This window comes from Thermus caldifontis (assembly GCF_003336745.1).
Taxonomy (GTDB): domain Bacteria; phylum Deinococcota; class Deinococci; order Deinococcales; family Thermaceae; genus Thermus; species Thermus caldifontis.
In genome coordinates this window covers 18,774-44,852 of the sequence record NZ_QGMX01000019.1, presented here as the reverse complement: position 1 = coordinate 44,852, position 26,079 = coordinate 18,774, and the positions used below count along the sequence as shown (strand labels likewise).

At 65.7% G+C, this 26,079-nt stretch carries 24 protein-coding genes, 1 tRNA gene and 1 riboswitch; of the genes, 19 read left to right on the top strand and 6 right to left on the bottom strand.

What is annotated here, in order from left to right:
* Positions 1-275: 275 nt before the first annotated feature.
* Both DK874_RS10125 and DK874_RS10120 read left to right on the top strand, forming a co-directional pair.
* The gene (locus DK874_RS10125) at positions 276-1,001 is read left to right on the top strand and encodes a DEAD/DEAH box helicase family protein (RefSeq protein WP_114313904.1); all 726 of its coding nucleotides are present in this window, start codon (positions 276-278) and stop codon (positions 999-1,001) included.
* Between the two features lie 9 nt (positions 1,002-1,010).
* On the top strand, positions 1,011-2,096 hold the full coding sequence (locus DK874_RS10120; protein ID WP_114313903.1) for an enolase C-terminal domain-like protein: 1,086 nt from the start codon (positions 1,011-1,013) through the stop codon (positions 2,094-2,096).
* On the opposite strand, the gene DK874_RS10115 is transcribed toward DK874_RS10120, so the two are convergent.
* On the bottom strand, positions 2,082-2,708 hold the full coding sequence (locus DK874_RS10115; protein ID WP_114313902.1) for an HAD family hydrolase: 627 nt from the start codon (positions 2,706-2,708) through the stop codon (positions 2,082-2,084). The genes DK874_RS10120 and DK874_RS10115 overlap by 15 nt on opposite strands.
* The gene (locus DK874_RS10110) at positions 2,701-3,750 is read right to left on the bottom strand and encodes an MFS transporter (RefSeq protein ID WP_114313901.1); all 1,050 of its coding nucleotides are present in this window, start codon (positions 3,748-3,750) and stop codon (positions 2,701-2,703) included. The genes DK874_RS10115 and DK874_RS10110 overlap by 8 nt, the downstream gene beginning before the upstream one ends.
* Positions 3,751-3,788: 38 nt before the next feature.
* Between DK874_RS10110 and DK874_RS10105 the strand changes: the two genes are divergently transcribed.
* The 17 genes from DK874_RS10105 (at position 3,789) to DK874_RS10030 (ending at position 24,543) form a co-directional block, all read left to right on the top strand.
* Complete coding sequence (locus tag DK874_RS10105) at positions 3,789-4,574, top strand: YgfZ family protein (protein WP_114313900.1); 786 nt, start codon at positions 3,789-3,791, stop codon at positions 4,572-4,574.
* Positions 4,547-5,731 carry a CinA family nicotinamide mononucleotide deamidase-related protein gene (locus tag DK874_RS10100; RefSeq protein WP_114313899.1) on the top strand — a complete coding sequence of 395 codons (1,185 nt, stop codon included), beginning with the start codon at positions 4,547-4,549 and terminating at the stop codon, positions 5,729-5,731. The genes DK874_RS10105 and DK874_RS10100 overlap by 28 nt, the downstream gene beginning before the upstream one ends.
* Positions 5,728-6,321, top strand: a complete 594-nt coding sequence (gene thpR, locus DK874_RS10095) for an RNA 2',3'-cyclic phosphodiesterase (RefSeq protein ID WP_114313898.1) — start codon at positions 5,728-5,730, stop codon at positions 6,319-6,321. Before DK874_RS10100 ends, thpR begins: the two co-directional genes overlap by 4 nt.
* Positions 6,272-7,294: a recombinase RecA gene (recA, locus tag DK874_RS10090; protein ID WP_114313897.1), complete on the top strand. Its 1,023-nt coding sequence runs from the start codon at positions 6,272-6,274 to the stop codon at positions 7,292-7,294. The genes thpR and recA overlap by 50 nt, the downstream gene beginning before the upstream one ends.
* A 6-nt stretch (positions 7,295-7,300) precedes the next feature.
* Positions 7,301-9,025, top strand: coding sequence for a ribonuclease Y (rny, locus tag DK874_RS10085; protein ID WP_114313907.1), 1,725 nt, complete (start codon positions 7,301-7,303; stop codon positions 9,023-9,025).
* 1 nt (position 9,026) lies between these two features.
* Positions 9,027-9,245: a DUF433 domain-containing protein gene (locus DK874_RS10080; protein ID WP_114313896.1), complete on the top strand. Its 219-nt coding sequence runs from the start codon at positions 9,027-9,029 to the stop codon at positions 9,243-9,245.
* A gap of 20 nt (positions 9,246-9,265) precedes the next feature.
* Positions 9,266-9,397 carry a hypothetical protein gene (locus DK874_RS12000; RefSeq protein ID WP_275887335.1) on the top strand — a complete coding sequence of 44 codons (132 nt, stop codon included), beginning with the start codon at positions 9,266-9,268 and terminating at the stop codon, positions 9,395-9,397.
* A 16-nt stretch (positions 9,398-9,413) separates the two neighbouring features.
* Positions 9,414-10,445, top strand: a complete 1,032-nt coding sequence (locus tag DK874_RS10075; protein ID WP_114313895.1) for a rod shape-determining protein — start codon at positions 9,414-9,416, stop codon at positions 10,443-10,445.
* A gap of 3 nt (positions 10,446-10,448) precedes the next feature.
* Complete coding sequence (gene fabZ / locus DK874_RS10070; protein ID WP_114313894.1) at positions 10,449-10,880, top strand: 3-hydroxyacyl-ACP dehydratase FabZ; 432 nt, start codon at positions 10,449-10,451, stop codon at positions 10,878-10,880.
* A gap of 191 nt (positions 10,881-11,071) precedes the next feature.
* Entirely contained in the window at positions 11,072-11,710 is a 639-nt protein-coding gene (locus DK874_RS10065; protein ID WP_114313893.1) for a S4 domain-containing protein, read from the top strand.
* Positions 11,711-11,891: 181 nt separating this feature from the next.
* Positions 11,892-15,251, top strand: coding sequence for a DNA-directed RNA polymerase subunit beta (gene rpoB, locus DK874_RS10060; protein WP_114313892.1), 3,360 nt, complete (start codon positions 11,892-11,894; stop codon positions 15,249-15,251).
* A gap of 40 nt (positions 15,252-15,291) precedes the next feature.
* The gene (gene rpoC, locus DK874_RS10055; RefSeq protein ID WP_114313891.1) at positions 15,292-19,863 is read left to right on the top strand and encodes a DNA-directed RNA polymerase subunit beta'; all 4,572 of its coding nucleotides are present in this window, start codon (positions 15,292-15,294) and stop codon (positions 19,861-19,863) included.
* 242 nt (positions 19,864-20,105) lie between these two features.
* A complete protein-coding gene (locus DK874_RS10050) occupies positions 20,106-20,684 on the top strand; it encodes a fuculose-1-phosphate aldolase (RefSeq protein WP_114313890.1) in 579 nt (192 codons plus the stop codon).
* A complete protein-coding gene (locus DK874_RS10045) occupies positions 20,681-20,920 on the top strand; it encodes a hypothetical protein (protein ID WP_114313889.1) in 240 nt (79 codons plus the stop codon). The genes DK874_RS10050 and DK874_RS10045 overlap by 4 nt, the downstream gene beginning before the upstream one ends.
* The gene (locus DK874_RS10040) at positions 20,890-21,738 is read left to right on the top strand and encodes an alpha/beta fold hydrolase (RefSeq protein ID WP_114313888.1); all 849 of its coding nucleotides are present in this window, start codon (positions 20,890-20,892) and stop codon (positions 21,736-21,738) included. The genes DK874_RS10045 and DK874_RS10040 overlap by 31 nt, the downstream gene beginning before the upstream one ends.
* A 47-nt stretch (positions 21,739-21,785) precedes the next feature.
* A riboswitch (TPP riboswitch) is annotated at positions 21,786-21,881 on the top strand.
* A gap of 21 nt (positions 21,882-21,902) precedes the next feature.
* On the top strand, positions 21,903-22,937 hold the full coding sequence (locus DK874_RS10035) for a thiamine ABC transporter substrate-binding protein (RefSeq protein ID WP_114313887.1): 1,035 nt from the start codon (positions 21,903-21,905) through the stop codon (positions 22,935-22,937).
* Between the two features lie 124 nt (positions 22,938-23,061).
* Positions 23,062-24,543, top strand: coding sequence for an ABC transporter permease (locus DK874_RS10030; protein WP_114313886.1), 1,482 nt, complete (start codon positions 23,062-23,064; stop codon positions 24,541-24,543).
* Here the strand turns inward: DK874_RS10030 and mutM are convergent.
* The 4 genes from mutM to DK874_RS10010 all read right to left on the bottom strand — a co-directional run bounded on the left by mutM (position 24,540) and on the right by DK874_RS10010 (position 26,076).
* Positions 24,540-25,337 carry a DNA-formamidopyrimidine glycosylase gene (gene mutM, locus DK874_RS10025; RefSeq protein WP_114313885.1) on the bottom strand — a complete coding sequence of 266 codons (798 nt, stop codon included), beginning with the start codon at positions 25,335-25,337 and terminating at the stop codon, positions 24,540-24,542. The two genes, DK874_RS10030 and mutM, sit on opposite strands and share 4 nt — an antisense overlap.
* Before the next feature lie 2 nt (positions 25,338-25,339).
* Positions 25,340-25,699 carry an acyl-CoA thioesterase gene (locus DK874_RS10020; RefSeq protein WP_114313884.1) on the bottom strand — a complete coding sequence of 120 codons (360 nt, stop codon included), beginning with the start codon at positions 25,697-25,699 and terminating at the stop codon, positions 25,340-25,342.
* A gap of 12 nt (positions 25,700-25,711) precedes the next feature.
* Positions 25,712-25,948: a 4a-hydroxytetrahydrobiopterin dehydratase gene (locus tag DK874_RS10015; RefSeq protein ID WP_114313883.1), complete on the bottom strand. Its 237-nt coding sequence runs from the start codon at positions 25,946-25,948 to the stop codon at positions 25,712-25,714.
* 51 nt (positions 25,949-25,999) lie between these two features.
* Positions 26,000-26,076: transfer RNA gene (locus DK874_RS10010), tRNA-Met, on the bottom strand.
* Positions 26,077-26,079 lie beyond the last annotated feature (3 nt).

Below are 26,079 nucleotides of genomic sequence, written 5' to 3'. Positions count from 1 at the left end.
ACGAAACCGACGGCTGGGGAAGGATTACGAGTACCACCCTGAGGTAACGGAAGCCTGGATGTATTTAGGCATGATACGCTTGCTGGTGAAGCGGCTGGCCAGGGCCGCTTAGGCTGGATAAGGAGGGTTTTACGACAGTCTCTAAGAAAGCGGAACAGCCTTTTCATTTGCGTCACCTCCTCTGGCAAGGCTCGGCGTAGTTAGGTCAATGTATACGGGATAACTCTGGTCCACACATATTGTACAACAAACCTGGCTTAGCTTACAATCCCCCCATGCTTGCTTCTCCTCTAGTAGCCTTCTCCCTCGAGCCCCACCCTGGCCTCGCCCCCTTGAAGGACCACCCCCTCCTCATCCTGGTGGGCCTCACCGGGGTGGGGAAGAGCACCCTGGTGGAGGCCCTGGGCTTTCCCCGGCTTCCGGACCGCAGGGAGCTGGTGGACCTCTATGTCCTTCCCCGCTACGGGGCAACCCCTCCCATTCCCCGGGAGGAGCGCTTCCGCCTGACCCGCCGCTTCCGGGAGGAGTTCCCCGGGGGGGTGGCGGAGGTCCTGGCCCGGGGGTTTGTGGAGCCCCGCTTCCCCCTTCTTTTTGATGGGCTTAGGGGGGAGGCGGAGGTGGCCTATGCCCTGGCCCACCTGCCCAAGGCCCTCTTCGTGATCCTCCACGCCCGGGAGGCCACTCGGCTTAAAAGGCTTCTTTCCCGCCAAGACGCCTTTGACCGGGTGGCCCTACGCCCGGAGGAGATGGGGGAGCTCAAGGCCCTGGCGGAAGGGGTTTTGTCGCCTGGGGAGCTGGAGGAAGCCTTGGCCCTGGCCCCTTGGGAGGAGGTCTTGGCCAAGCTGAAAATCGTGGCCGAGGAGAAGCGGAACTACGATCCCATAGGCCCCTTGCGCCTCCTTGGGGACCACCCCCGGGCCTTAATCTTGGACACGGAAAGGCTTTCCCTGGAGGAGGAGACGGAGGCGGTTAGGGGTTTCCTCAAGCGGTTTGGCCTCTAAAATGGCCTCATGGCCAGTATCCGCCACCTCAGGCTGATCCCTTTTCGCATCCCGCTAAAGGCCCCTTTGCGTTGGGGCAAGGCCTCGGAGTTGGCCCATTTGGAACACGCCCTTTTGCAGGTGGAGCTCAGCGATGGCTCCTTGGGACGGGCGGAAGTGGCCATCCGCCCCACCATCTACGGGGAGACGCTGGGGAGTGTTAAGGCGGGGCTCGAGTACCTGAGGCCCAAGCTTGTGGGCCTCGAGGCGGACGACCAGGAGGCCATCCGTGCAGCCTTGGAGGCCTTTCCCTGCAACCTGGGCCTCAAGGGGGCCCTGGACCTGGCCCTTTGGGAGGCTTGGGCGAGAAGCGAGGGGGAGGAGCTACACCAGGTCCTGAAGCCTGCCAAGCACCGGGTGCGGGTCGCCTACATCCTGGGTATAGCCTCGGAGGAGGAGATGCTCTCCGACGCCCGCATGGCCTACGGGGCAGGGGTGCGGGTTTTCAAGGTGAAGGTGGGCCGGAACCTGGAGGAGGATGGCCGGAAGATCGCCCGCCTTAAGGAGGCCTTCCCTGAGGCCGAGCTTTACGCCGATGCCAACGAAACCCTTTCGCCTAAGGAGGCGGAAGCCTACCTCATGGCCTGGAAGGAGATGGGCCTCCTTTACGTGGAAGAGCCCCTGCCCATAGAGGAGGTGGAGGCCAGGAGAAAGCTCAGGGAGAAGAAGATCCTTCCCCTCATCGCCGACGACTCGGCCATGACCCCCAAGGACCTTCGCCGGGAGCTTCTTCTGGACACCTTTGACATCCTGAACCTGAAGCCGGCCCGCACCGGGGTCACCTGGACCCTGGAGATGCTCTCCTTAGCCCGGGAAAAGGGCAAACGGGCCATGGTGGGAAGCCAGGCGCAAACCTCTTTTGGCGCCTACCAGTCCGCCCTTTTGGCCTTTCAGCAGGGGGTTACCGAGCCCAACGAGCTGGCCTTCCACCTCAAGGCGGAAGGGGGCTTCCTGGACTTCCCCCCTTTCCGCCAGGGGTGGCTTTACTGGGAGGACCTGGTGGAGGCCCGGTTTGACGAGGAGGCCTTCGGGAGGTATGCCCTAGAGGAGGGCTAAGGCTTCCCGGAAGTCCCGCAAAACCCCCTTCGCTCCCGCCTCGAGGAGCCCTCCCTCTTCGTGCCCCGTAAGAAGCCCGTAGGTGGCTATCCCCGCCCCCACGGCGCTTTTTACCCCCGAGGGGGAGTCCTCAAAGGCCAGGGCTTCCTCTGGGAGGATGCCTAGCCTTTTCAGGGCCACCCGGTAGGGCAGGGGGTCGGGTTTGCCCCGGCCCACCTCCTCCGCCAGGACCAGCAGGGGAGGTTCCAGACCCAAGGCCTTAAGCACGTGAAGGGCATTCTCCCTAGGGGCATTGGTCACCACGCCCCAGCTAAGCCCTTGGGCCCAGGCCCATTCCAGAAGCTCCAGAAGGCCGGGCGTGGGCCTTAGGTCCTGGGCCAGGGCTCGGAAACGGGCCTCCTTGGCTTCCACAAGCCGGGTAGCCGCCTCCCCTTCCAGCCCCAAAAGATCCCTCACGATATCCGGGTTGAGCCGGCCAGAGATGCGCTGGCGGTAAAAGGCCTCGTCCACCTGGATGCCAAAAGGCGCCAGGGCTTCCCGCCAGGCCAGGAGGTGGAGGGGGTCGGTGTCGGCCAGGGTGCCATCCAGGTCAAAGAGCAGGGCCTTAAGCATAGACCACGCTCCGTTCCAGACTGGAGATCAAGAGGAAAAGGGCCGTAGCCAGGAAGAGGAGCCCATAGGGGATTCCCGTGGTGGGCAACAGGGCAAAAAGGGCAGGGATCACGGTGCTTCCTGTGGCCCCCGCATAGAGCAATCCACCCAGGGCCCGGTGGCCGTATCGGGCCTGCACCAGGGCAAAAAGGGTGGAGAAAAGGGGGCCCAGGAGGAAACCGGTCAGGGGAAAAAGGAGGGCTGTGGCGGGGAGGAGGTTGAGGGTGAGGAGGGCTAGGACCCCAAGGAGAAGCCCTTTTAGGGCGCCTAAGGGGTTCTGCGCCACCCGCCTGGCCAAAAAGAGGCGGCCCAGGGCTAGGAAAAGCCAATACAGGGAAAGGAGGAAGCCGCCCAGGGCCGGGGAATGGCCCAGGTGCTCCAGATAAGCCCGGTTCCAGGCGGCCAAGGCCCCTTCCAAGCCCGTGTAGACCGCCACCACCAACAGGAAGGGCCAAAGCCCGGGCCCGCGTTCCCTGGGTGCCTGGTTTACCGCTGGCGCCTGCCAAAGGAGGAGGGCCCCCACCCAGGCCAGGAGGCCGGCTAGGGTGAGCACGCCGGCATAGGGCAAAAGGGTGAGGGCGAAGGGGGTGAAGACCGCCCCTAGGCCGAAGGCCACGTTCACCCGGTTGAGGAGTTCCACCCGCCTTCTGGGGTCAAGCTCGCCCACCAGGCTGTTGCCGTGGACGTTCATCACCCCTTCCCCGAGCCCCAGGAGGAAGGCCAGGGCCACCACCAAGGGGAAGGTGGGGGCCAGGGCCGTCCCCCAAAGGGCCAGGCCCACAAGCCCAAGGGCGGCGGGGAAAAGGGGGTGGCGCCTTCCCCCTTGGGCCAGGCGGATCCCCAGGAGGAGGCCCAGGAGAAGGGCGGTAAAAAACCAGGAAACCTCCTCACCCACACCGTAGCGTGCCCGCCACTGGGGGAGGGCGGCCCCGGGCAGGGCCACGATCACGCCCACCAGGAAAAGCGCCAGGAAGGAGCCCCAGAAGAGGCGCACCTTGGCCATTCTCCCCCTATCTGACCCTTTGGTCAATAATGGGAAGCATGGAGGAGGCTTTGGAAAGGGCTTTGGCGGGCGAGGGGTATTTCGCCTTTCCCGGGGTTTTGCTGGTGCGGGGGCCCGATGCCCTTTCCTTTCTCCAGGGCCAGTGCACCCGGGACCTGAGGCGGCTATCCGGGCCCCTGGGGGCCCTCTTCCTCAACCATCGGGGCCAGATTGAGGAGGCGGCCACGGTATTTCCGCATCCGGAAGGCTTTCTCCTAGCCCCCTGGGGTACCCTGGAGGGCTTAAGGGCCCGGCTTAGGCGCTACATCGTCTTTGATCAGGTGGAGCTTTTGGACCTCCCCCTCTACCGCCGGCTTTATGCCCATGGCCGGGAGGAGGTGGCCGAGGAGATGGGGGAGGCTTACCCGCAGGACCTTTATCCCCTTTTCTCCCTTCTCAAGGGGTTTTACCTTCTTTCCGACATCCGGGGGGAGCTGCCCCAAAGCGTGGGGCTTCTTCACCTGGTGGACTACGGCAAGGGGTGTTACGTGGGCCAGGAGATCATGGCCCGCCTCGAGGGGAAGGAGGTGCACCACCGCCCCGCGGGCCTCGTATCCTTCCCTCCTTACCGGGAGGGGGAAAGCCCCTTGCCCCTCTTTTGGGAGGGGCGGGAGGTGGGGGAGGCCAAGCGGGTTATGGCCACCCCCTACGGGGCTTTGGGCTTTGGGGTGGTGCGCCGGGAGGTGCCCTTGGGCGCGGTGGTGGCAGGGGATGGGGGGCGCTTTCGGGTGGAGGCCTGGCCCTTAGAGGAGGCTATATGGAGCGGGCGGAGATCATCGGAGTAGGCACGGAGCTCATCTACGGGGAGACCCTGGACACCAACACGGCGGAGATCGCCAGGAGCCTCGAGGCCTACGCCCTCAAGGTGGAAAGGACCCTCAGGGTGGTGGACGAACCCCTGCCCCTGGCCCGGGAGGTGGCCCAGGCCTGGGAACGGGCCAGGCTCTTGGTGCTTTCCGGGGGATTAGGCCCCACCCCCGACGACGTGACCCGGGAGGCGGTGGCTGAGGCCTTGGGGGAGCCCTTGGAGCTGGACGAGGGGATGCTTTCGGAAATAGAGGCCCTCTTCCGGACCCGGGGGCGGAGCATGCCCGAGGCGAACCGCAAGCAGGCCTTGAAGATCCCCTCCGCCACCTGGCTTAAAAACCCCCGGGGCACCGCCCCCGGCTGGTGGGTGCGCAAAGGGGGGAAGGACCTGATCCTCCTCCCTGGGCCCCCGCCCGAGTGGCGGCCCATGTGGGCGGAGGTCTTGCCCAAGCTGAATCTCCCCCGCCGCCCCTACGCCAAGCGGGTTTTAAAGACCTGGGGCATCGGGGAGTCGGAGATCGTGGAGCGGCTTGGGGAGCTTTTTAAACGGAACGGGGAGGTGGAGGTGGGCACCTACCCCAAGCTCCAGGGGGTGGAGGTGGTGGTGAGGGGCCGGGAGGACCTGGTGGCGGACCTGACGGACAGGATAAAGAAAAGGCTTCTTAAGGAGGTCTGGGGGGAGGGGGACTTGACCTTGGCCGAGGCGGTGAAGCGCCGCCTGGAGCTGGAAGGGGCCACCCTTGCCACCATGGAAAGCCTCACCGGGGGGCTTTTGGGGGCGGAGATCACTCGCCTTCCCGGGGCGAGCCGCTTCTACCTGGGGGGCGTGGTATCCTATTCCATAGGGGCCAAGGCCCGCTTCGGTGTGCCGGAGGAACTCCTCTCCAAGACGGTTTCCGCCGATACGGCCAAGGCCATGGCGGAGGCCAGTCGGGTGCTTTTCGGTTCCACCTATGCCCTTTCCACCACGGGGGTGGCGGGGCCGGACCCCTTGGAGGATCAACCCGTGGGCACGGTTTTCGTGGCCCTGGCGGGGCCTAAGGGGACGGAGGTGCGCCGCTACCGCTTCCCCGGGGACCGGGAGACCGTGCGGCTCCGAAGCGTGTATGCCGCCTTGGCCTTACTCCTAACATGAGGCTCTTCTACGCGATCTTTCTTCCTGAAGAGGTGAAGCGGGCCTTGGTGGAGGCTCAGGGAAGGGTGGCCCGCTACAAGGGGTGGAGGGAGGTGGCGCCCCACCACCTCCACGTTACCCTTCTTTTCCTGGGGGAAAGGCCGGAAGGGGACCTGGCGGATCTCCTGGCCTTGGGCCACCGCCTTGGGCGGCTTCATCCCCCTTTTACCGCCCGCATCCGGGGCACGGGCTACTTTCCCAACGAGGGCACCCCAAGGGTCTGGTTTGCCAAGGCGGAAGGAGAAGGGTTCGCCCTGTTGGCGGAAGGGCTTCGGGAGGGGGTTCGGGAAACCCTGGGGGAGGAGGCTCTCCTGGCCGGTGGGGACAAGCCCTTTAAGCCCCACATCACCCTGGCCCGGCGCAAGGCCCCGGCTCCCCGGGTGCCCCCGGTGGTCTTCGGCCTGGAGTGGCCAGTGACGGAGTTCGCCCTGGTGCGCTCGGAGCTTAAGCCCAAGGGGCCCGTCTATACCATTTTGGAAAAGTTCCCTTTGCGAGGTGAGCATGGACGAGAACAAGAGGAAAGCGCTGGAGAACGCTCTCAAGACCATTGAGAAGGAGTTCGGCAAGGGCGCGGTCATGCGCCTGGGGGAGATGCCCAAGTTGCAGGTGGACGTGATCCCCACGGGCTCCTTGGGCCTGGACCTGGCCTTGGGGATCGGGGGCATTCCCCGGGGAAGGGTCATTGAGATCTACGGCCCCGAGTCCGGGGGGAAGACCACCTTGGCCCTCACCATCATCGCCCAAGCCCAGAAGCAAGGGGGTGTAGCTGCGTTTGTGGATGCGGAGCACGCCTTAGACCCCCTTTACGCCCAGAAGCTGGGGGTAAAGGTGGAAGACCTCCTGGTCTCACAGCCCGACACCGGGGAGCAGGCCCTGGAGATCGTGGAGCTTCTGGCCCGCTCGGGGGCGGTGGACGTGATCGTGGTGGACTCGGTGGCCGCCTTGGTGCCCAAGGCGGAGATCGAGGGGGAGATGGGGGATCAGCACGTGGGCCTGCAGGCCAGGCTTATGAGCCAGGCCCTGCGCAAGCTCACCGCGGTGCTTTCCAAGAGCAACACCGCCGCCATCTTCATCAACCAGGTGCGGGAGAAGGTGGGGGTGATGTACGGCAACCCCGAGACCACCCCTGGCGGCAGGGCCCTTAAGTTCTACTCCAGTGTGCGCCTGGACGTGCGCAAAAGCGGCCAGCCCATCAAGGTGGGCAACGAGGCGGTGGGCATACGGGTCAAGGTGAAGGTGGTGAAGAATAAGCTGGCCCCGCCCTTCCGTGAGGCGGAGCTGGAGATCTACTTCGGCAAGGGCTTGGACCCGGTGATGGACCTGGTGAACGTGGCCGTGGCCGCAGGCGTCATTGAGAAGGCGGGAAGCTGGTTCTCCTACGGGGAGGCCCGCCTGGGCCAGGGTAAGGAGAAGGCCGCGGACTACCTTCGGGAGCGGCCCGAGCTTTTGGAGGAGATCCGGGCCAAGGTGCTGGAGAGGGCCCACGAGGTGGTGCTGGCGGGAAGCGAGGAAGGGGAGGAGTAGATGACCCTGACCCTTTTGGACCTGGGGCTTTTTCTCCTGGTCTTGGTCCTCTTGGGGGCCTTGCTCCTTAGGCGCAAGGGGGAGGACCGCACGGGGGTGGAGGCCAGAAGGCTTCTGGAGGCGGCCCGAGAGGAGGCCAAGGAGGCCCTCGAGGCGGCCCGAAAGGAGGCCAAGGAGATCCTGGAGGCGGCCCGGGCCGAGGCTAAAACCCTGCGCCAGGAGGCGGAGGAGCGGGCCAAGGCCCTGCGCCAGGAGCTGGAATCGGAGCTCAAACGCCGCACGGAGGCCTTGGAGGCGGAGGCCAAGAAACGTTTGCAGGAGGCGGAGGAGCGCCTAAGGGCCGAGCGGGAGGAGCTTAAGGCCGAGCGGGAAAGGCTTAAAGCCCTGCAGGAGGAGCTGAAGGCGGAAAGGGAGCGCCTCAAGGGGGAGCGGGAGGAACTTAGGCGGGAAGCGGAAAGGCTTTCCAAGCGGGGTGAGGCCTTGGACGCCCGGGCCCTGAAGCTGGATGCCCTGGAGGAATCCCTCTCCCAAAGGGAGGAGGCCTTAAGGGCCCGGGAAGCCCAGCTTCAGGAGCGGGAAGGGGAGATAGAAAGGCGGCTTTACCAGGTGGCGGGCCTTTCCCCGGAGGAGGCCCGGCGCCTCATCCTGGAGAAGCTGGACCGGGAGCTGGAGGAGGAAAAGGCCCAAAGGGTGCGGGCGGCTTTGGAGAGGGTGCGCCTCGAGGCCCGCAGGGAGGCCCAGAAGATCCTGGCCCAGGCCATGCAGCGTCAGGCCTCGGAAACCGCAGCCCAGCTGGCGGTCTCCGTGGTGCCCATCCCCTCCGATGCCATGAAGGGGCGGATCATCGGGCGGGAGGGGCGGAACATCCGCACCTTTGAGGCCTTGACCGGGGTAGACCTCATCATTGACGACACCCCGGAGGCCGTCTTGCTCTCCTCCTTCAACCCCATCCGCCGGGAGATCGCCCGCATGGCTCTGGAAGAGCTCCTTAAGGATGGGCGCATCCACCCAAGCCGCATTGAGGAGGTGGTGGAAAAGGCCAAGCAGGAGATGAAGACCTTCATCTACGAGCGGGGTGAGGAGGCGGCTTTGGAGGCGGGGGTGGTGGGGCTCAAGCCCGGCCTCATCCAGCTTCTCGGGCGGCTTCACTTCCGCTCCAGCTACGGGCAAAACGTCCTCAAGCACTCCGTGCAGGTGGCCCACCTCTCGGGCATCATGGCTGCGGAACTGGGTCTGGATGCCGCCTTGGCCCGGCGGGCAGGGCTCCTTCACGACATCGGCAAGAGCGTGGACCGGGAGGTGGAGGGAAGCCACGTGGAGATCGGGATTGCCCTGGCCCGCCGCTTCGGGGAGCCTTTAGAGGTCATAGACAGCATCGCCCACCACCACGACCCGGAGAATGCGGAAACCGTGTATGCGGTTTTGGTGGCGGCCGCCGACGCCCTCTCCGCCGCCCGGCCCGGGGCCAGGCGGGAGAGCCTGGAGGAGTACTTGCAGCGCCTCGAGGCCCTGGAGCGCATCGCCCTTTCCTTCCCTGGGGTGGAAACCGCCTTTGCGGTCCAGGCGGGAAGGGAGGTTAGGGTCATCGTCAAACCCGACAAGATCACCGACGCCAAGGCCACCCTCCTGGCGCGGGAGATCGCAGGCCGCATTGAGCGGGAGATGAACTACCCGGGCCAGGTGCAGGTGACGGTGGTGCGGGAGACCCGGGCGGTGGAGTACGCTAAGTAGCATGGACTGGCGTAGGCGGATCACCGTGGACCCGGAGGTTATGGGAGGGCGGCCTTGCATTCGGGGTATGCGCTTTCCCGTAGCCGCCCTCCTCCAACTCCTCAAGCACCAGACTCCTGAGGAGATACTCGAGGATTACCCTTATTTGGAGCGGGAGGATCTAGAGGCGGCCTTGGACTTCGCCGCCTACCTTGCCGAAGGGCGTGAGGTGGTCCTTTGAAGGTGGTGGTGGACGTGTGTTTGAGTCCTAAGTGGGTCCCCTACCTGAGGGCCAAGGGGTTGGAGGCTTTGCTTAACGTGGAGAGGTACTTGGAAGGAGGGGGCGTGGCGGTGGTGGAGGACCAGAGGGTCCGCTACCGGTCCCTTCCTTGAGTAGAATGGGGCGATTATGTTGAAGGGCGAGGACATCGGGATCGACCTGGGAACGGCCAGCGTTCTCATCTACGTGCGGGGGAAGGGGATCGTCTTGCGCGAGCCCTCCGTGATTGCGGTGGTGCAGGGGAAGCGGGAGGTGAAGGCGGTGGGGGCCGAGGCCTACCGCATGCTGGGGCGCACCCCCGGGAACATCGTGGCGGTGAGGCCCCTTAAGGACGGGGTCATCGCCGACTATGCCCTCACGGAGCGGATGCTTCTTTTGTTCCTCCAGAAGGTTCTTTCCCCCATGAGCCGCTTTTTCCGGCCCCGGGTCATGGTGGGGGTGCCCTCGGGGGTCACCGACGTGGAGAGGCGGGCGGTGGTGCAGGCAGTTTCCTCCATGGCCCACAAGGTCTACCTCATAGAAGAGCCTTTGGCGGCGGCCATCGGAGCGGGGATCAACGTGGCCGAGCCCACGGGCAATATGGTGGTGGACATTGGGGGAGGTTCCACGGACATCGCCGTCATCTCCCTGGGGGGCATTGTGCGCTCCGAGAGCCTGAGGATCGCCGGCAACGAGATGGATCAGGCCATCATCCGCTACGTGCGGCAAAAGTACAACCTCCTCATCGGGGAGCGCACGGCCGAGGAGCTCAAGATCCAGCTGGGGCGGGCCAAGATCCTTCCCGGCGAGGAGAAGGAGGTGGCCGAGGTGCGGGGCCGGGACCTCATCACCGGCCTTCCCCGGACGGCGGAGATTCCCGCCGAGGACGTGGCCGAGGCCTTGAAGGAACCCTTGGACAAGATCTTCCAGGGGGTTAAGGCGGTCTTGGAAACCACACCCCCCGAGCTGGCCTCGGATATTTACGAGAGGGGGATTCTCCTCACCGGGGGCGGGGCGCTTCTCAAAAACTTGGACGTGGCCCTGCAGGAGGCCACGGGGGTGCCGGTGGTGGTGGCGGAAAACCCCATTGAGGCGGTGGCCCTAGGCACGGGCAAGGCCTTGGAGATGCTCCACGTGCTGGAGGACACCATCCTCTCCTCGGACGACGTGCTTAAGAGGTGAGCGGTGGAGATCGCCGAGATTCTCCGCCTGCTGCCCCACCGGTACCCTTTTCTCCTCATTGACCGGGTTCTTCATGCCGATGAGAGGACCTTCCGGGCCCTGAAGAACGTCACCTTCAACGAGCCCCACTTTCAGGGGCATTTCCCCGGCTACCCCATCATGCCCGGGGTGCTGATCCTCGAGGCCATGGCCCAGGCGGCGGTGGGCGCCATCGCCCGGCAGCCGGGCTTCAAACCCGGGGGCCTGGTCTTTCTGGTGGGGGTGGAGGAGGCCCGCTTCAAAAAGCCCGTGGTGCCGGGGGATACCTTGATCCTGGAGGGGGAGCTTCTCCTCTTCCGCCGGGGCCTGGGCAAGGTGGCGGTTAGGGCCTTGGTGGAAGGGGAGGAAAGGGCCAGCGCCCGCCTAAGCTTTGTGGTCCGGGAGGGCGCGGAGTAGGGGGTGCCAGACCTCGAGGATCCGCCCCAGGATGGGGAGGGGAAGGGCTTGGGGGTCATGTGCCGCCCCGTGGCCAAAGCCCATCCTGGCCGGCATTCGCTAGGAGAGGCTTGGGGAGATCAGCCCGGCCTTTTCCAAGGCGGAGGGCTTCCCTAAGCCTTGCCCCTTCCCTTGGGGTATCATCTTTCCTGGTGGCGGACCTCATGGCCTACCTGAAGCGGGCCCGGGGCGGACGGGTGGTGGAAACCGGCTTCCTGGACCCGGAGGAACAGGCCCTTCTGGAGGAAAGGGCCCGGATGGAAGGGCTTAAGGTGGCCTTTTTCGGGGGATTCCCCCTGGCAAAGAGGAAGGTGGCGGTGCTGTATCCCCCGGAGGTCCCTTCCGTGCACGATCCGGTGGCGGTGGTCTTCCTGGAGAAGGAACCCCCGGACTTGGGGGAGGCCATGGGGGACCAGGAGGCCTTTGGCGAAGGCCACCTGGTGGCGGTGTCCGCCAAGGGGAAGCAGGCCTTGGAGGAGGCGGGTTACACCCTCCTTCCACCTCCGGAAGGGGCCTTGCGGGCGGCGAACGAGCGGGTGCGCACCCTGGTGGTGCCTTCTTTAAGGGTGGACGCCGTGGGGGCCAAGGGCTTTGGGGTTTCCCGTAGCTATTTCGCTCAAGGGGTGAGGGCGGGGAAGGTGCGGCTAAAGGGCAAGGTGGCCTCGCCCAAGGACGAGATGGCCCCCGGGGATACCCTGCTGGCCGAGGGCTTAGGAAGCCTTAGGCTTTTGGAAGTGCTTGGCGAAACCCGGCGGGGGAACTATAAAATCAAGGTGGAGGTGGAACGGTAGGAGCAAAAAGGCCAGGGTCGGGTAGGCTTGACGGCTTAAGGCACTGCCCTATAAGCTAAGGTTTGTGCTCTTTGGTCGGGCCAAGGGAGCACGGTAAGAGCCAGCCGCCGCAAGGGGAGGCCCCCTTGCGGAAGAACCCTGTTAGCTTACCTCGGGCGGCCCGCTTTCCCAGAGGTGACGCATGGAGATTAAGCGATTCGGTCGCATCCGAGAGGTTATACCCCTTCCCCCTTTGACGGAAATCCAGGTGGAGTCCTATAGAAAGGCCCTCCAGGCCGATGTTCCCCCGGATAAACGGGAGGATGTGGGCATCCAGGCGGCCTTCAAGGAGACCTTCCCCGTGGAGGAGGGGGACAGGGGCAAGGGCGGTATGGTCCTGGATTTCTTGGAGTACCGCATCGGGGAGCCGCCCTTTTCCCAGGACGAGTGCCGGGAGAAGGACCTGACCTACCAGGCTCCCCTCTACGCCCGCCTCCAGCTCATCCACAAGGACACGGGGCTCATCAAGGAGGACGAGGTCTTCCTGGGCCACATCCCCCTCATGACCGAAGACGGCTCCTTCATCATCAACGGGGCCGACCGGGTGATCGTTTCCCAGATCCACCGCTCCCCCGGGGTCTACTTCACCCCGGACCCCGCCCGGCCCGGGCGTTACGTGGCCAGCATCATCCCCTTGCCCAAGCGGGGGCCTTGGATTGACCTGGAGGTGGAGCAAAACGGCACCGTTTCCATGAAGGTCAACAAGCGCAAGTTCCCCCTGATCCTCCTCCTCAGGGTTCTGGGCTACGATGCGGAAGCCCTGAACCGGGAGCTTGGGGCCTACGGGGAACCCTTGGGGGGCCTTCTGGACGAGGCGGTGCTGGCCATGCGCCCGGAGGAGGCCTTGGTGCGCCTCTTTACCCTGCTCCGCCCCGGCGATCCCCCCAAGAAGGACAAGGCCCTGGCCTACCTCTTTGGCCTTTTGGCCGACCCCAGGCGGTACGATCTGGGGGAGGCGGGGCGGTACAAGGCGGAGGAGAAGCTGGGCGTGGGGCTTTCCGGCCGCACCCTGGTGCGCTTTGAGGACGGGGAGTTCAAAGACGAGATCTTCCTGCCCACCTTACGCTACCTCTTTGCCCTGATGGCCGGGGTTTCCGGGCACGAGGTGGACGACATTGACCACCTGGGCAACCGCCGCATCCGCACCGTGGGGGAGCTCATGGCCGACCAGTTCCGGGTGGGCCTAAGCCGCCTGGCCCGCGGGGTGCGGGAGAGGATGGTGATGGGCTCCGCCGATACCCTTACCCCGGCCAAGCTGGTGAACAACCGGCCCCTCGAGGCGGCCATCCGCGAGTTCTTCAGCCGCAGCCAGCTTTCCCAGTTCAAGGATGAGACCAACCCCCTCTCCTCCCTGCGCCACAAAAGGCGCATCTCCGCCTTGGGGCCTGGGGGCCTCACCCGGGAGCGGGCAGGCTTTGACGTGCGGGACGTGCACCGCACCCACTATGGCCGCATCTGCCCGGTGGAGACCCCGGAAGGGGCCAACATCGGCCTCATCACCTCCTTGGCCGCCTACGCCCGGGTGGATCCCTTGGGCTTCATCCGCACCCCCTACCGCCGGGTGAGGGGTGGGGTGGTGACCGACGAGGTGGTCTACATGACCGCCACCGAGGAGGACCGCTACACCATCGCCCAGGCCAACACCCCCCTGGAGGGGAACCGGATCGCCACCGATCGGGTGGTGGCCCGGCGCCGGGGGGAGCCGGTGATCGTGGCTCCGGAGGAGGTGGAGTTCATGGACGTGAGCCCCAAGCAGGTCTTTTCCGTCAATACCAACCTCATCCCCTTCCTGGAGCACGACGACGCCAACCGGGCCCTGATGGGTTCCAACATGCAGACCCAGGCGGTGCCTCTCATCCGCGCCCAGGCCCCGGTGGTGATGACGGGCCTCGAGGAGCGGGTGGTGCGGGACTCCCTGGCCGCGGTGTACGCCGAGGAGGACGGGGAGGTGGTGGCGGTGGATGGCCGCCGCATCGCCGTGCGCTACGGGGACGGCCGCTTGGTGGAGTACGCCCTGCGCCGCTTTGCCCGTTCCAACCAGGGCACCGCCTTGGACCAGCGCCCCCGGGTGACCGTGGGCCAGAGGGTAAAGAAGGGGGACCTTTTGGCGGACGGCCCCGCCTCCGAGGAGGGCTTCTTGGCCCTGGGGCAGAACGTCCTGGTGGCCATCATGCCCTTTGACGGCTACAACTTTGAGGACGCCATCGTCATCAGCGAGGAGCTCCTAAAGCGGGACTTCTACACCTCCATCCACATCGAGCGCTACGAGATCGAGGCCCGGGACACCAAGCTGGGCCCGGAGCGCATCACCCGGGATATCCCCCACCTCTCCGAGGCGGCCCTGAGGGACCTGGACGAGGAAGGGGTGGTGCGCATCGGGGCTGAGGTGAAGCCCGGGGACATCCTGGTGGGCCGTACCAGCTTCAAAGGGGAACAGGAACCTTCTCCCGAAGAGCGGCTTCTTCGCTCCATATTCGGGGATAAGGCCCGGGACGTGAAGGATACCTCCTTGAGGGTTCCCCCGGGCGAGGGGGGCATCGTGGTGGGCACCCTGCGCCTGAGGCGGGGGGACCCCGGGGTGGAGCTGAAGCCCGGGGTGCGGGAGGTGGTGCGGGTTTACGTGGCGCAAAAGCGCAAGCTCCAGGTGGGGGACAAGCTGGCCAACCGCCACGGGAACAAGGGGGTGGTGGCCAAGATCCTCCCCGTGGAGGACATGCCCCACCTGCCGGACGGCACCCCCGTGGACATCATCCTGAACCCCCTGGGCGTGCCCAGCCGGATGAACCTGGGGCAGATCCTGGAAACCCACTTGGGCCTGGCGGGCTTCTTCCTGGGCCAGCGGTACATCTCCCCGGTCTTTGACGGGGCCACGGAGCCGGAGATCAAGGCCCTTTTGGCCGAGGCCTTTGACCTCTACTTCGGCAAGCGCAAGGAGGAGGGCTTCGGGGTGGACAAGAGGGAGCTGGAGGTGCTGGCCCGGGCGGAGAAGCTGGGCCTGGTGAGCCCCGGCAAGAGCCCGGAGGAGCAGCTTAGGGAGCTTTTCACCCAGGGCAAGGTGGTCCTCTACGACGGCCGCTCCGGGGAGCCCATCGAGGGCCCCATCGTGGTGGGGCAGATGTTCATCATGAAGCTCTACCACATGGTGGAGGACAAGATGCACGCCCGCTCCACTGGCCCCTACTCCCTCATCACCCAGCAGCCCTTGGGTGGCAAGGCCCAGTTCGGCGGCCAGCGCTTTGGGGAGATGGAGGTGTGGGCCCTCGAGGCCTACGGGGCCGCCCACACCCTGCAGGAGATGCTCACCTTGAAATCCGACGACATCGAGGGCCGCAACGCCGCCTACGAGGCCATCATCAAGGGGGAGGACGTGCCCGAGCCCAGCGTACCCGAGTCCTTCCGGGTTCTGGTAAAGGAGCTTCAGGCCTTGGCCCTGGACGTGCAGACCCTGGATGAGCGGGATAACCCCGTGGACATCTTCGAGGGCTTGGCGTCCAAGCGGTAAACCGCACGGAAGAAGCGGGATTGCTCTCAGCGGAGGAAGAATGAAAAAGGAAGTTCGCAAGGTCCGCATCGCCCTGGCCTCTCCGGAAAAGATCCGCTCCTGGAGCTACGGGGAGGTGGAGAAGCCCGAAACCATCAACTACCGCACCCTGAAGCCCGAGAGGGATGGGCTCTTTGACGAGCGCATCTTCGGCCCCACCAAGGACTACGAGTGCGCCTGCGGCAAGTACAAGCGCCAGCGCTTTGAGGGCAAGGTGTGCGAGCGCTGCGGGGTGGAGGTCACCAAGAGCATCGTGCGCCGCTACCGCATGGGGCACATCGAGCTGGCCACCCCGGCGGCCCACATCTGGTTCGTGAAGGACGTGCCCTCCAAGATCGGGACCCTTCTGGACCTCTCCGCCACCGAGCTGGAGCAGGTCCTCTACTTCAGCAAGTACATCGTCTTGGACCCCAAGGGGGCGGTGCTGGATGGGGTGCTGGTGCAGAAGCGGCAGCTCCTCACCGACGAGGAGTACCGGGAGCTCCGCTACGGCAAGCAGGAAACCTACCCCTTGCCCCAAGGGGTGGACGCCCTGGTCAAGGACGGGGAGGAGGTGGTGAAGGGGCAGGAGCTTTTCCCCGGGGTGGTGAGCCGCATGGATGGGGTGGCCCTTTACCGCTTCCCCCGGCGGGTGCGGATCGATTACCTGCGCAAGGAGCGGGCAGGCCTCCGCCTCCCCCTCTCCGCCTGGGTGGAGAAGGAGGCCTATAGGCCAGGGGAGGTCTTGGCCGAGCTGCCCGAGCCCTACCTCTTCCGGGCGGAGGAGGAGGGGGTGGTGGAGCTGAAGGGGCTGGAGGAGGGCCACCTCCTCACCCTGCTCAAGGACGACGAGCCCGTGGCCCGCTACTTCCTCCCCGTGGGGCTTGCCCCCTTGGTGGTCCAGGGGGAGGTGGTGGAAAAGGGCCAGCCCCTGGCGGAAGGGCGGGGGCTTTTGCGGATGCCCCGGCACATGAGCGCCAAGGAGGTGGAGGCGGAGGAGGAGGGGGATACCGTCTACCTCACCTTCTTCCTGGAGTGGACGGAGCCTAAGGACTATGCGGTGGCCCCCCACATGAACGTGGTGGTGCCCGAAGGGGCCCACGTCCAGGCGGGGGAGAAGGTGGTGGCGGCCATTGACCCCGAGGAGGAGGTGATCGCCGAGGCCGAGGGGGTGGTCCACCTGCACGAGCCCGCCAGCATCGTGGTGATGAAGGCCCGCCTCTACCCCTTTGAGGACGACGTGGAGGTGACCACCGGGGACCGGGTGGCCCCGGGGGATGTCCTGGCGGATGGGGGCAAGGTCAAGAGCGAGATCTACGGCCGGGTGGAGGTGGACCTGGTGCGGAACGTGGTGCGGGTGGTGGAGTCCTACGACATCGACGCCCGCATGGGGGCCGAGGCCATCCAGGCCCTTCTGAAGGAGCTGGACCTGGAGAAGCTGGAGGCCGAGCTTTTGGAGGAGATGAAGCACCCCTCCCGGGCCCGGCGGGCCAAGGCCAGGAAGCGCCTCGAGGTGGTCCGGGCCTTCCTGGACTCCGGCAACCGCCCGGAGTGGATGGTCCTGGAGGCGGTCCCCGTGCTACCTCCCGACCTCCGGCCCATGGTGCAGGTGGACGGGGGGCGCTTCGCCACCAGCGACCTCAACGACCTCTACCGCCGCCTCATCAACCGCAACAACCGCCTGAAGAAGCTCCTGGCCCAGGGGGCTCCGGAGATCATCATCCGCAACGAGAAGCGCATGCTCCAGGAAGCGGTGGATGCGGTCATCGACAACGGCCGCCGCGGCTCTCCCGTCACCAACCCGGGCTCCGAACGGCCCCTTAGGAGCCTCACCGACATCCTCTCCGGCAAGCAGGGCCGCTTCCGTCAGAACCTCTTGGGCAAGCGGGTGGACTACTCGGGGCGAAGCGTGATCGTGGTGGGGCCCCAGCTCAAGCTCCACCAGTGCGGCCTGCCCAAGCGCATGGCCCTGGAGCTCTTCAAGCCCTTCCTCCTTAAGAAGATGGAGGAAAAGGGCATCGCCCCCAACGTGAAGGCGGCCCGCCGGATGCTGGAAAGGCAGCGGGACATCAAGGACGAGGTGTGGGATGCCCTGGAGGAGGTAATCCACGGCAAGGTGGTGCTCCTGAACCGGGCCCCCACCCTGCACCGCCTGGGCATCCAGGCCTTCCAGCCGGTCCTGGTGGAGGGGCAGTCCATCCAGCTCCACCCCCTGGTGTGCGAGGCCTTCAACGCCGACTTTGACGGGGACCAGATGGCGGTGCACGTGCCCCTCTCCTCCTTCGCCCAGGCGGAGGCCCGCATCCAGATGCTCTCCGCCCACAACCTCCTCTCCCCGGCTTCCGGGGAGCCCCTGGCCAAGCCCAGCCGGGACATCATCCTGGGGCTTTACTACATCACCCAGGTGCGCCGGGAGAAGAAGGGGGCGGGCCGGGAGTTCGCCACGGTGGAGGAGGCCCTGGCCGCCTACCAGCGGGGGGAGGTGGCCCTAAACGCCCCCATCAAGGTGGCGGGCAGGGAGACCAGCGTGGGCCGCTTGAAGTTCGCCTTCGCAAGCCCCGACGAGGCCCTTTTGGCGGTGGCCCACGGCCTTCTGGACCTGCAGGACGTGGTCACGGTGCGCTACCTGGGCAAGCGGCTGGAGACTAGCCCAGGCCGGGTCCTCTTCGCCCGCATCGTGGGCGAGGCGGTGGGGGACGAGAAGGTGGCCCAGGAGCTTTTGCAGATGGACGTCCCCCAGGAGAAGAACTCCCTCAAGGACCTGGTCTACCAGTCCTTCCTGCGCCTGGGGATTGAGAAGACCGCAAGGCTCTTGGACGCCCTCAAGTACTACGGCTTCACCCTCTCCACCACCAGCGGGATCACCATCGGCATCGACGACGCCGTCATCCCTCCCGAGAAGCAGAGGTACCTGGAGGAGGCGGACAGGAAGCTCCGGCAGATCGAGCAGGCCTACGAGATGGGCTTCCTCACCGACCGGGAGCGCTACGACCAGGTGATCCAGCTCTGGACCGAGACCACGGAAAAGGTCACCCAGGCGGTCTTCAAGAACTTTGAGGAGAACTACCCCTTCAACCCCCTCTACGTGATGGCCCAGTCCGGGGCCCGGGGTAACCCCCAGCAGATCCGCCAGCTTTGCGGCATGCGCGGCCTCATGCAAAAACCCTCGGGGGAGACCTTCGAGGTGCCGGTGCGCTCCTCCTTCCGGGAGGGCCTCACCGTCTTGGAGTACTTCATCTCCAGCCACGGGGCCCGCAAGGGTGGGGCCGACACCGCTCTTAGGACCGCGGACTCCGGGTATTTGACCCGGAAGCTGGTGGACGTGGCCCACGAGATCGTGGTGCGGGAGGCGGACTGCGGCACCACCAACTTCATCTCCGTGCCCCTCTTCCAGCCCGACGAGGTCACCCGCACCCTGCGCCTGAGGAAGCGCTCGGACATCGAGTCCGGCCTCTATGGCCGCGTGCTGGCCCGGGAGGTGGAGGTCCTGGGCCAACGCTTGGAGGAAGGGCGGTACCTGACCCTCGAGGACGTGGCCCTCCTCATCAAGGCGGCGGAGGCAGGGGAGATCAAGGAGGTGCCGGTGCGGAGCCCCCTCACCTGCCAGACCCGCTACGGGGTGTGCCAGAAGTGCTACGGCTACGACCTCTCCATGGCCCGGCCCGTGTCCATCGGCGAGGCGGTGGGGGTGGTGGCGGCGGAGTCCATCGGCGAGCCCGGCACGCAGCTCACCATGCGCACCTTCCACACGGGTGGCGTGGCGGTGGGTACCGACATCACCCAGGGTCTGCCCCGGGTCATCGAGCTCTTTGAGGCCCGCAGGCCCAAGGCCAAGGCGGTCATCTCCGAGATCGACGGGGTGGTGCGCATTGAGGAAACCGAGGAGAGGCTTTCGGTCTTCGTGGAGTCTGAAGGCTTTTCCAAGGAGTACAAGCTCCCCAAGGATGCCCGCTTGGTGGTGAAGGATGGGGATTATGTGGAAGCCGGCCAGCCCCTAACCCGCGGGGCCGTGGACCCCCACCAGCTTTTGGAGGCCAAGGGCCCCGAGGCGGTGGAGCGCTACCTGGTGGACGAGATCCAAAAGGTCTACCGGGCCCAGGGGGTGAAGCTCCACGACAAGCACATCGAGATCGTGGTGCGGCAGATGCTCAAGTACGTGGAGGTCACCGACCCCGGGGATAGCCGCCTTCTGGAGGGCCAGGTCCTGGAGAAGTGGGACGTGGAAGCCCTGAACGAACGGCTCATCGCCGAGGGCAAGACCCCGGTGGCCTGGAAGCCCCTCCTCATGGGGGTGACCAAGAGCGCCCTTTCCACCAAGAGCTGGCTTTCCGCCGCCAGCTTCCAGAACACCACCCACGTGCTCACCGAGGCGGCCATCGCCGGCAAGAAGGACGAGCTCATTGGCCTTAAGGAAAACGTGATCCTGGGCCGCCTGATCCCCGCCGGCACGGGAAGCGACTTCGTCCGCTTCACCCAGGTGGTGGACAAAAGGACCCTCAAGGCCATCGAGGAGGCCAGGAAGGAGGCGGTGGAGGCCAAGGAGCCCGCCCTTCGCCGCCCTGCTCGCCGGGAGCAGCCCGGCAAACAGGCCTAAGGCCACCCCATGGGGGACGGGTTCCCTGGCTTCCGCCCAGGACCCTGGTAATACCACCCCACCCTGGCTTGCGCCAGGGTGGGGGCCCCGGAAAGGGCCTCCGGTAGGCGTCATCTCGTTGGGGCTTAGCGAAGGAAACAAGAGGAAAGGGTATAAGGCCTTTTTCCAGGGCGTTGCCGGACCCCGATAAAGGGCATTGCCCGGTGGCCCTGTTAGGGCCGGGAGTGCGCCATAATGGGGCCATGTTGGCCCGGCTTTATGGGGTCTTTCGTCAGGTGGGGGAGGACCTCTTCCACCATAGGCTCATCTCCGCCACCGCGGGGAACTTTTCCGTGCGCACCAAGGAGGGCTTTCTCATCACCAAAAGCGGGGTGCAGAAGGGGAGGCTTACCCCGGAGGACCTGGTGGAGGTGCCCCTGGAGGGTCCCTTTCCCCAAGGGGCCAGCGTGGAAAGCGTTATCCACCGGGAGGTCTACCTAAGGACCCCAGCCCGGGCCATCGTCCATGCCCACCCCCGGGTGGCGGTGGCCCTCTCCCTGCACCTGGATCTTCTTGTTCCCCTGGACCTCGAGGGCCAGTACTATCTAAAGGAAGTGCCGGTGCTGGCCCCCAAAACCGCGAGCGCCACCCTCGAGGCGGCCATGGCCGTGGCCGAGGCCCTTAAGGAGCACCGGGCCTGCCTCTTAAGGGGGCACGGGGCCTTTGCCATAGGGCTTAAGGAAAAGCCCGAGGAGGCCCTTTTGGAAGCCTATAGCCTCCTCACCACCTTGGAGGAGAGCGCAGAGATCCTCTTTTACCACCGCCTTTGGGGGAAGGGATGAGGGTGCTTTTCGTGGAGGGGAAGGACAAGGGGGCCCTTCTGGCCCTAGCCCGGCAGCTTCCCTACCCCTTTTGGCTTCTTGAGGGGGAAGGGGTGTGGCTTCTGGAGGTATTCGGCGCCGGGGAGGAGGCCTTGGGAAAGGCCCAGGCCCTCCCCGGGGTTAAGGTTTGGGCCTTTACCCTGCAGGATGGGGTAGTCTATAGGGGATGCGGGAAGAAATCGGCTACATCCCCGTAGGGGAAGCGGAGCTCTACGTGGAGGACGTGGGGGACGAGCATGCCCCCGCCATCCTCGTTCTCCACGGCGGGCCTGGGGGCAACGCCTATGCCCTTAGGGAAGGGCTTCAGGACTACCTGGAGGATTTCCGGGTCATCTACTTTGACCAGCGGGGGTCGGGCCGGAGCCTGGAGCTTCCCCAAGACCCGAGGCTCTTCACCGTGGACGCCTTGGTGGAGGACACCTTAGCCCTGGCCGAGGCCCTAGGGATCGAGCGGTTTCACCTTCTGGCCCACGGCTTCGGGGCCCTGGTGGCCCTGGGGCTCCTTCGCCGCTACCCAGAGGTGGATGGGGCCCTCCTGCTGGCCCCATGGGTGAGCTTCCCCTGGCTTTCCGCAAGGCTGGCGGAGGCGGCGGGCCTGGAGCCTTTGGGGGATCCGGAGGAAAACCTGAGGGCCGCTTTGCAGAAGGCGGAGCCCAAGGCTCTCTTTGACCGCCTCATGTTCCCCACCCCCCATGGCCGCCTGGAGTACGAGTGGGTGGCGGAGGGCTCGGGCATCCTGGGCCCCGACACGCCCGCCTGGGCGTTCCTGAGAAACGGCCTTTGGCGGCTGGACTATACCCCCCACCTTACCCCAAGCCGCAAGCCGGTGGCGGTGGTGGTGGGGGAAAGGGACGGCACCAGCTACCCCTACGCCGAGGAGGTGGCGGAGCGCCTTCGGGCTCCCATCCGCGTGGTCCCGGAGGCCGGGCACTACCCCTGGATCGACCAGCCGGAGGCCTTTGGCGAGGTCTTTCGGGAGAGCCTCGAGGGCCTGCTGGCTCCTTGGAGGGTGTGAAAGGGGCCTGGGTTGCCCTTCTGGGGCCGGGGAGGGTGGTAAACTCTAGGCGTCACCGGGGGTGCTCCTCCCATGGGGCTGAGAAATACCCTTGGAACCTGAACCGGGTAATGCCGGCGTAGGGAAGGTGACCAAGGCCCCTCCCGGTGACAAGGAGGGGTTGTATGTTAAGGCTTTGGTCTTTGCTGGTCCTTTTGGCTTTGGGCTTTGCCCAGGAAGTCACCGTCCTCACCCACAGCAGCTTTTCCCTGGATAAGGGGCTCATCGCCCGGTTTGAGCGGGAAACGGGCCTGAAGCTCCGCTTCCTCAAGGGGGGGGATGCCGGGGAGACCCTGAACCGGGCCATCCTCACCAAGGGGGCCCCCATCGCCGACGTCATCTATGGGTTGGATAACACCTTTCTTTCCCGGGCCCTCGAGGCGGACATCCTACTTCCCTATCGCAGCCCGGAGATCCGCAACCTGAAGGCCACCTTGCTTCTGGACCCCACCCTTCGTGCCCTGCCCGTGGACTACGGCTGGGTGAGCCTGAACTACCACCGGGCCTACTTCAAGGACCGGCCCTTGCCCAAGGTACCCGACGACCTCGCCCGGCCCGAGTACGCCAGGCTTTTGGTGGTGCAAAACCCCGCCACCAGCTCCCCGGGCCTGGCCTTCCTCATGACCACGGTGGCCCGTTTTGGCGAGGACGGTTACCTGGACTTCTGGGCCCGGCTTCGGGATGGGGGGGTGCGGGTGGCCAAGGGCTGGAGCGAGGCCTACTACACCCACTTCACCCTCTACAAGGGGGATAGGCCCCTGGTGGTTTCCTACACCACCAGCCCCGCCGCCGAGGTCTACTACTCTGAGGGGAAGTACCAAGAGCCCCCCACGGGGAACCTTTTCCCTGAGCTGGCCTTCTTCCAGGTGGAGTTCGTGGGGATCCTGAAGGGGACCAAGAACCTGGAAGGGGCCAGGAAGGTGGTGGACTGGTTCCTTTCTAAGCCGGTGCAGGAGAACATTCCCACGGAGATGTGGATGTACCCGGCCCGCCGGGAGGCAAGGCTTCCTGAGGTCTTCCGCTTTGCCCCAGAGCCCTTGGGGAGCGTGCGTCTGGACCCTAAGGCCATGGCCCAGAACCGGGAGCGCTGGATTGAGGAATGGACCAAGGTGGTCCTCCAAGGGCAAAGCCCCGAGGCGGTGCGCCGTTCCCGGCGCTAACGCGCCAAGGGGTTATACCACCCCCTGGCTTGCGCCAGGGTGGGGGCCCCGGAAAGGGCCTCGGGTAGGCATCATCTCGTTGCGGCTTAGAGAACGAAACAGGAGGAGAGGGCATTTGGGGGCCATGGCCTACGGGGGTCTATTGGTCTTCCTCTTCCTGGGCTTGGCCCTTTTCTACCCCTTGGGGCGCATCCTGGCCCTGGGGGTGGGGGAGGGGTTCGCCAGGGCCCTGACGAACCCCTACTACTGGGAGCGGTACCTTTGGAGCCTGGAGTACGGGGTTCTTTCCGCCCTCCTGACCCTGATTCTGGCCCTACCCCTGGCCTTTTCCTTCCGCCGCCGCTTCCCCTTAAGGGAGGTCTTCCTGGCCCTTTCCACCCTGCCCTTCGTTCTGCCTACCCCGGTGGTGGCCCTGGGGTTTTTGGCCCTCCTGGGGCCCAGGGGGCTTTTGGGGGTGGACCTTTACGGCACCAAGGCCCTCCTCTTCCTGGCGGCGGTGTTTTACAACCTGGGCCTGGCCCTAAGGATTCTCCTGCCGGTGGCCCTGAACCTGGAGGGCCCCTTGCAGGCGGCCCGGGTCCTGGGGGCCACGCCCTTTAGGGCGTTTTTGCGGGTGGGGTTTCCCCTGATCCTTCCCGCCTTGGGCTCTGCGGGACTTTTGGTGTTCATCTACGCCTTTTCCGCCTTTGGGGTGCCCCTTCTCTTGGGCGGGCCCCGGTACGCCACCCTCGAGGTGGAGGTCTATACCCTCTTGGCCTACCGCCTGGCCTTTCCCGAGGCCAGCGCCCTGATGCTCCTGGAGATCCTCACCCTGGCCCTGGCTGTGGCCCTCTATCTCTGCCTCAAGCCCTACCCCCTGCCACCAGGAGGCCTCCTCCCCGCTCCCCCTTGGGCCTACGCCCTGGGCCTAGGGGTCTTCTTTTTGCTCCTCTTTGCCCCCTTGTGGGGGCTTCTTCTGCGCCTGGACCTGGGGGCCTTGGCCTCCGCCTGGGCCTCGGAGGACTTCACCCCCCTTTCCCTAGCCTTGGGAAATAGCCTCCGCTTCACCTTTCTGGCCCTCCTTTTGGCCTTACCCCTGGGGGTGGCCTATGCGGCGGCGGCCCGGAGGAACCCCCTCATGGACCTTTTGGGCCTTTTTCCCCTTATGGTGAGCCCGGTGGCGGTGGGCCTCGGCTACCTTCTCGCCTACCCCCAGCTTCGGGGCTCCCTGCTCCTCCTGCTTGCCGCCTATGCCCTTCTGGCCTACCCCCTCCTTGCCCGGGCCCTCTTACCTGCCTTGCGCAGCCTATCCCCGAGCCTCCTCGAGGCGGCCCGGGTCCTGGGGGCCACGCCCCTTAGGGCCTTTTTCCGGGTGGAGATCCCCTTGGTCCTTCCCGCCTTGCAATCCGGGCTTGCCCTGGCCTTGGCGGCCATCCTGGGGGAGTTTGGGGCCAGCCTGGTGCTCTGGCGGCCCGAGTGGACCACCCTGACCCTGGCCATTTACGAGCGCCTGGGCCGGCCCGGGGAGGCTCCTTTCCGGGAGGCCTTGGCCATAGCCGCCCTTTTGGCCCTTCTTTCCGGGGTCATTTTTTACCTGCTGGACCGGGGCAGGGGGCGGGTGGGCTAGGGTCCTTGGCACCGCGGGCAGTAGTGGGTGCTCCTTCCCGCCACCACCCTCTTGGCGATGGGTGCGCCGCAGGCGGGGCAGGGAAGGCCCGTTCGCCCATAGACGGCGTGTTCCTTCTGGAAGCTCCCCGGAAGGCCATCGGGCTGCTGGTAGGTGCGGTCGGAAAGGGTGCTTCCCCCTAGGGCCACCGCCTCGGCCAGCACCTCCTTAAGGGCCAGGAAAAGCCTTTGGGCCTCCTCCTCCCCAAGCTCCCGCCCCCGGCGGAAAGGGGAGAGGCGGGCCCTGAAGAGGGCCTCGTCGGCGTAGATGTTCCCCACACCGGCGGCCAGGCGCTGGTCCAGGAGGAGGGCTTTGAGGGGCTTTTGGCTTCGCCTCAGCCCTTCCCAGAACCCGGGGAACCGGAACTCCTCCGAAAGGGGCTCCGGGCCCAGGCGGGAGAGGAGGGGGATTTCCCCATACTCTCCCTTCCGCACCACAAGGATCCGGCCAAAGCGCCTAGGATCGTGGAAGAAGACCTCCCGGTCCTCGAGGCGGATGACCACCCGGGTGTGGGGGGTTTCCTCCAGGCGGAAGCCCCCCGTCATACCCAAGTGGACCACCATCTCCCACCCTTCCGTGAGGCCAAAGAGGAGGAACTTACCCCGGCGGCAGAGGTCCTCCACCCGTTGGCCAAGGGCCCGCTCCGTGTTCCGGTAGCGAAGGGGGTCTTGGTGCTGGATCGCAAGAAGCCTCTTCCCCAGGAAGAGGGGAAGGAGCTTCCTCCTGGTGGTTTCCACCTCGGGTAGCTCGGGCATGGCTAGTCCACGGGCACGGGCTGGCCCTTCTCGTTCACCGCCACGTAGGTGAGCTCCCCCTTGGTGGCCAGCACCCGGCCGTTCTCCTGGCCAAAGCGCTCCTTGTAGACCTCCACCTCCACGGTCAAGGAGGTGCGCCCCACCCGCACCACCTTGGCCACCACCTCCAGGAGGTCCCCGGTGCGGATGGGTACCTTGAACTCCACGCTGCTTACCGCCACGGTCACCACGGGTTTTCTGGCCCTCCTGGCGGCGGCGTAGGAGCCCACCTTGTCCATGAGGCCCAGCACGAAGCCACCGAACGCAGCGCCTAAGGGATTGGTGTGCTCGGGGAAGACCAGCTCTAGGGTGCGCGCCTCCATACCCTTCCTAGGCTACCCTAGGAGGTCGGTGAGGCGGGCCATCTCCCGGTCCTTTTCCGTGATGCCCCCGGCGCTATGGGTCCACCACTCCACCGTCACCCGTCCCCACTCCAGGGTGAGGCGGGGGTGGTGGTTTTGGGCCTCTGCCAGTTCCCCCACCCTGTTGGCGAAGGCCATCGCCTCTTGGAAGTTGGCAAAGCGGAAGGTCTTAACCAGGCGCTCAGGGTCTTGTTGGATCTCCCAGTCCATGCCCCCAGGGTAAGGGAAAGGCCCAGACCCCATGGGGTCTGGGCCCTCTTTTGGTTGCGGGGGCGGGATTTGAACCCGCGACCTTCGGGTTATGAGCCCGACGAGCTACCAGGCTGCTCCACCCCGCGTCG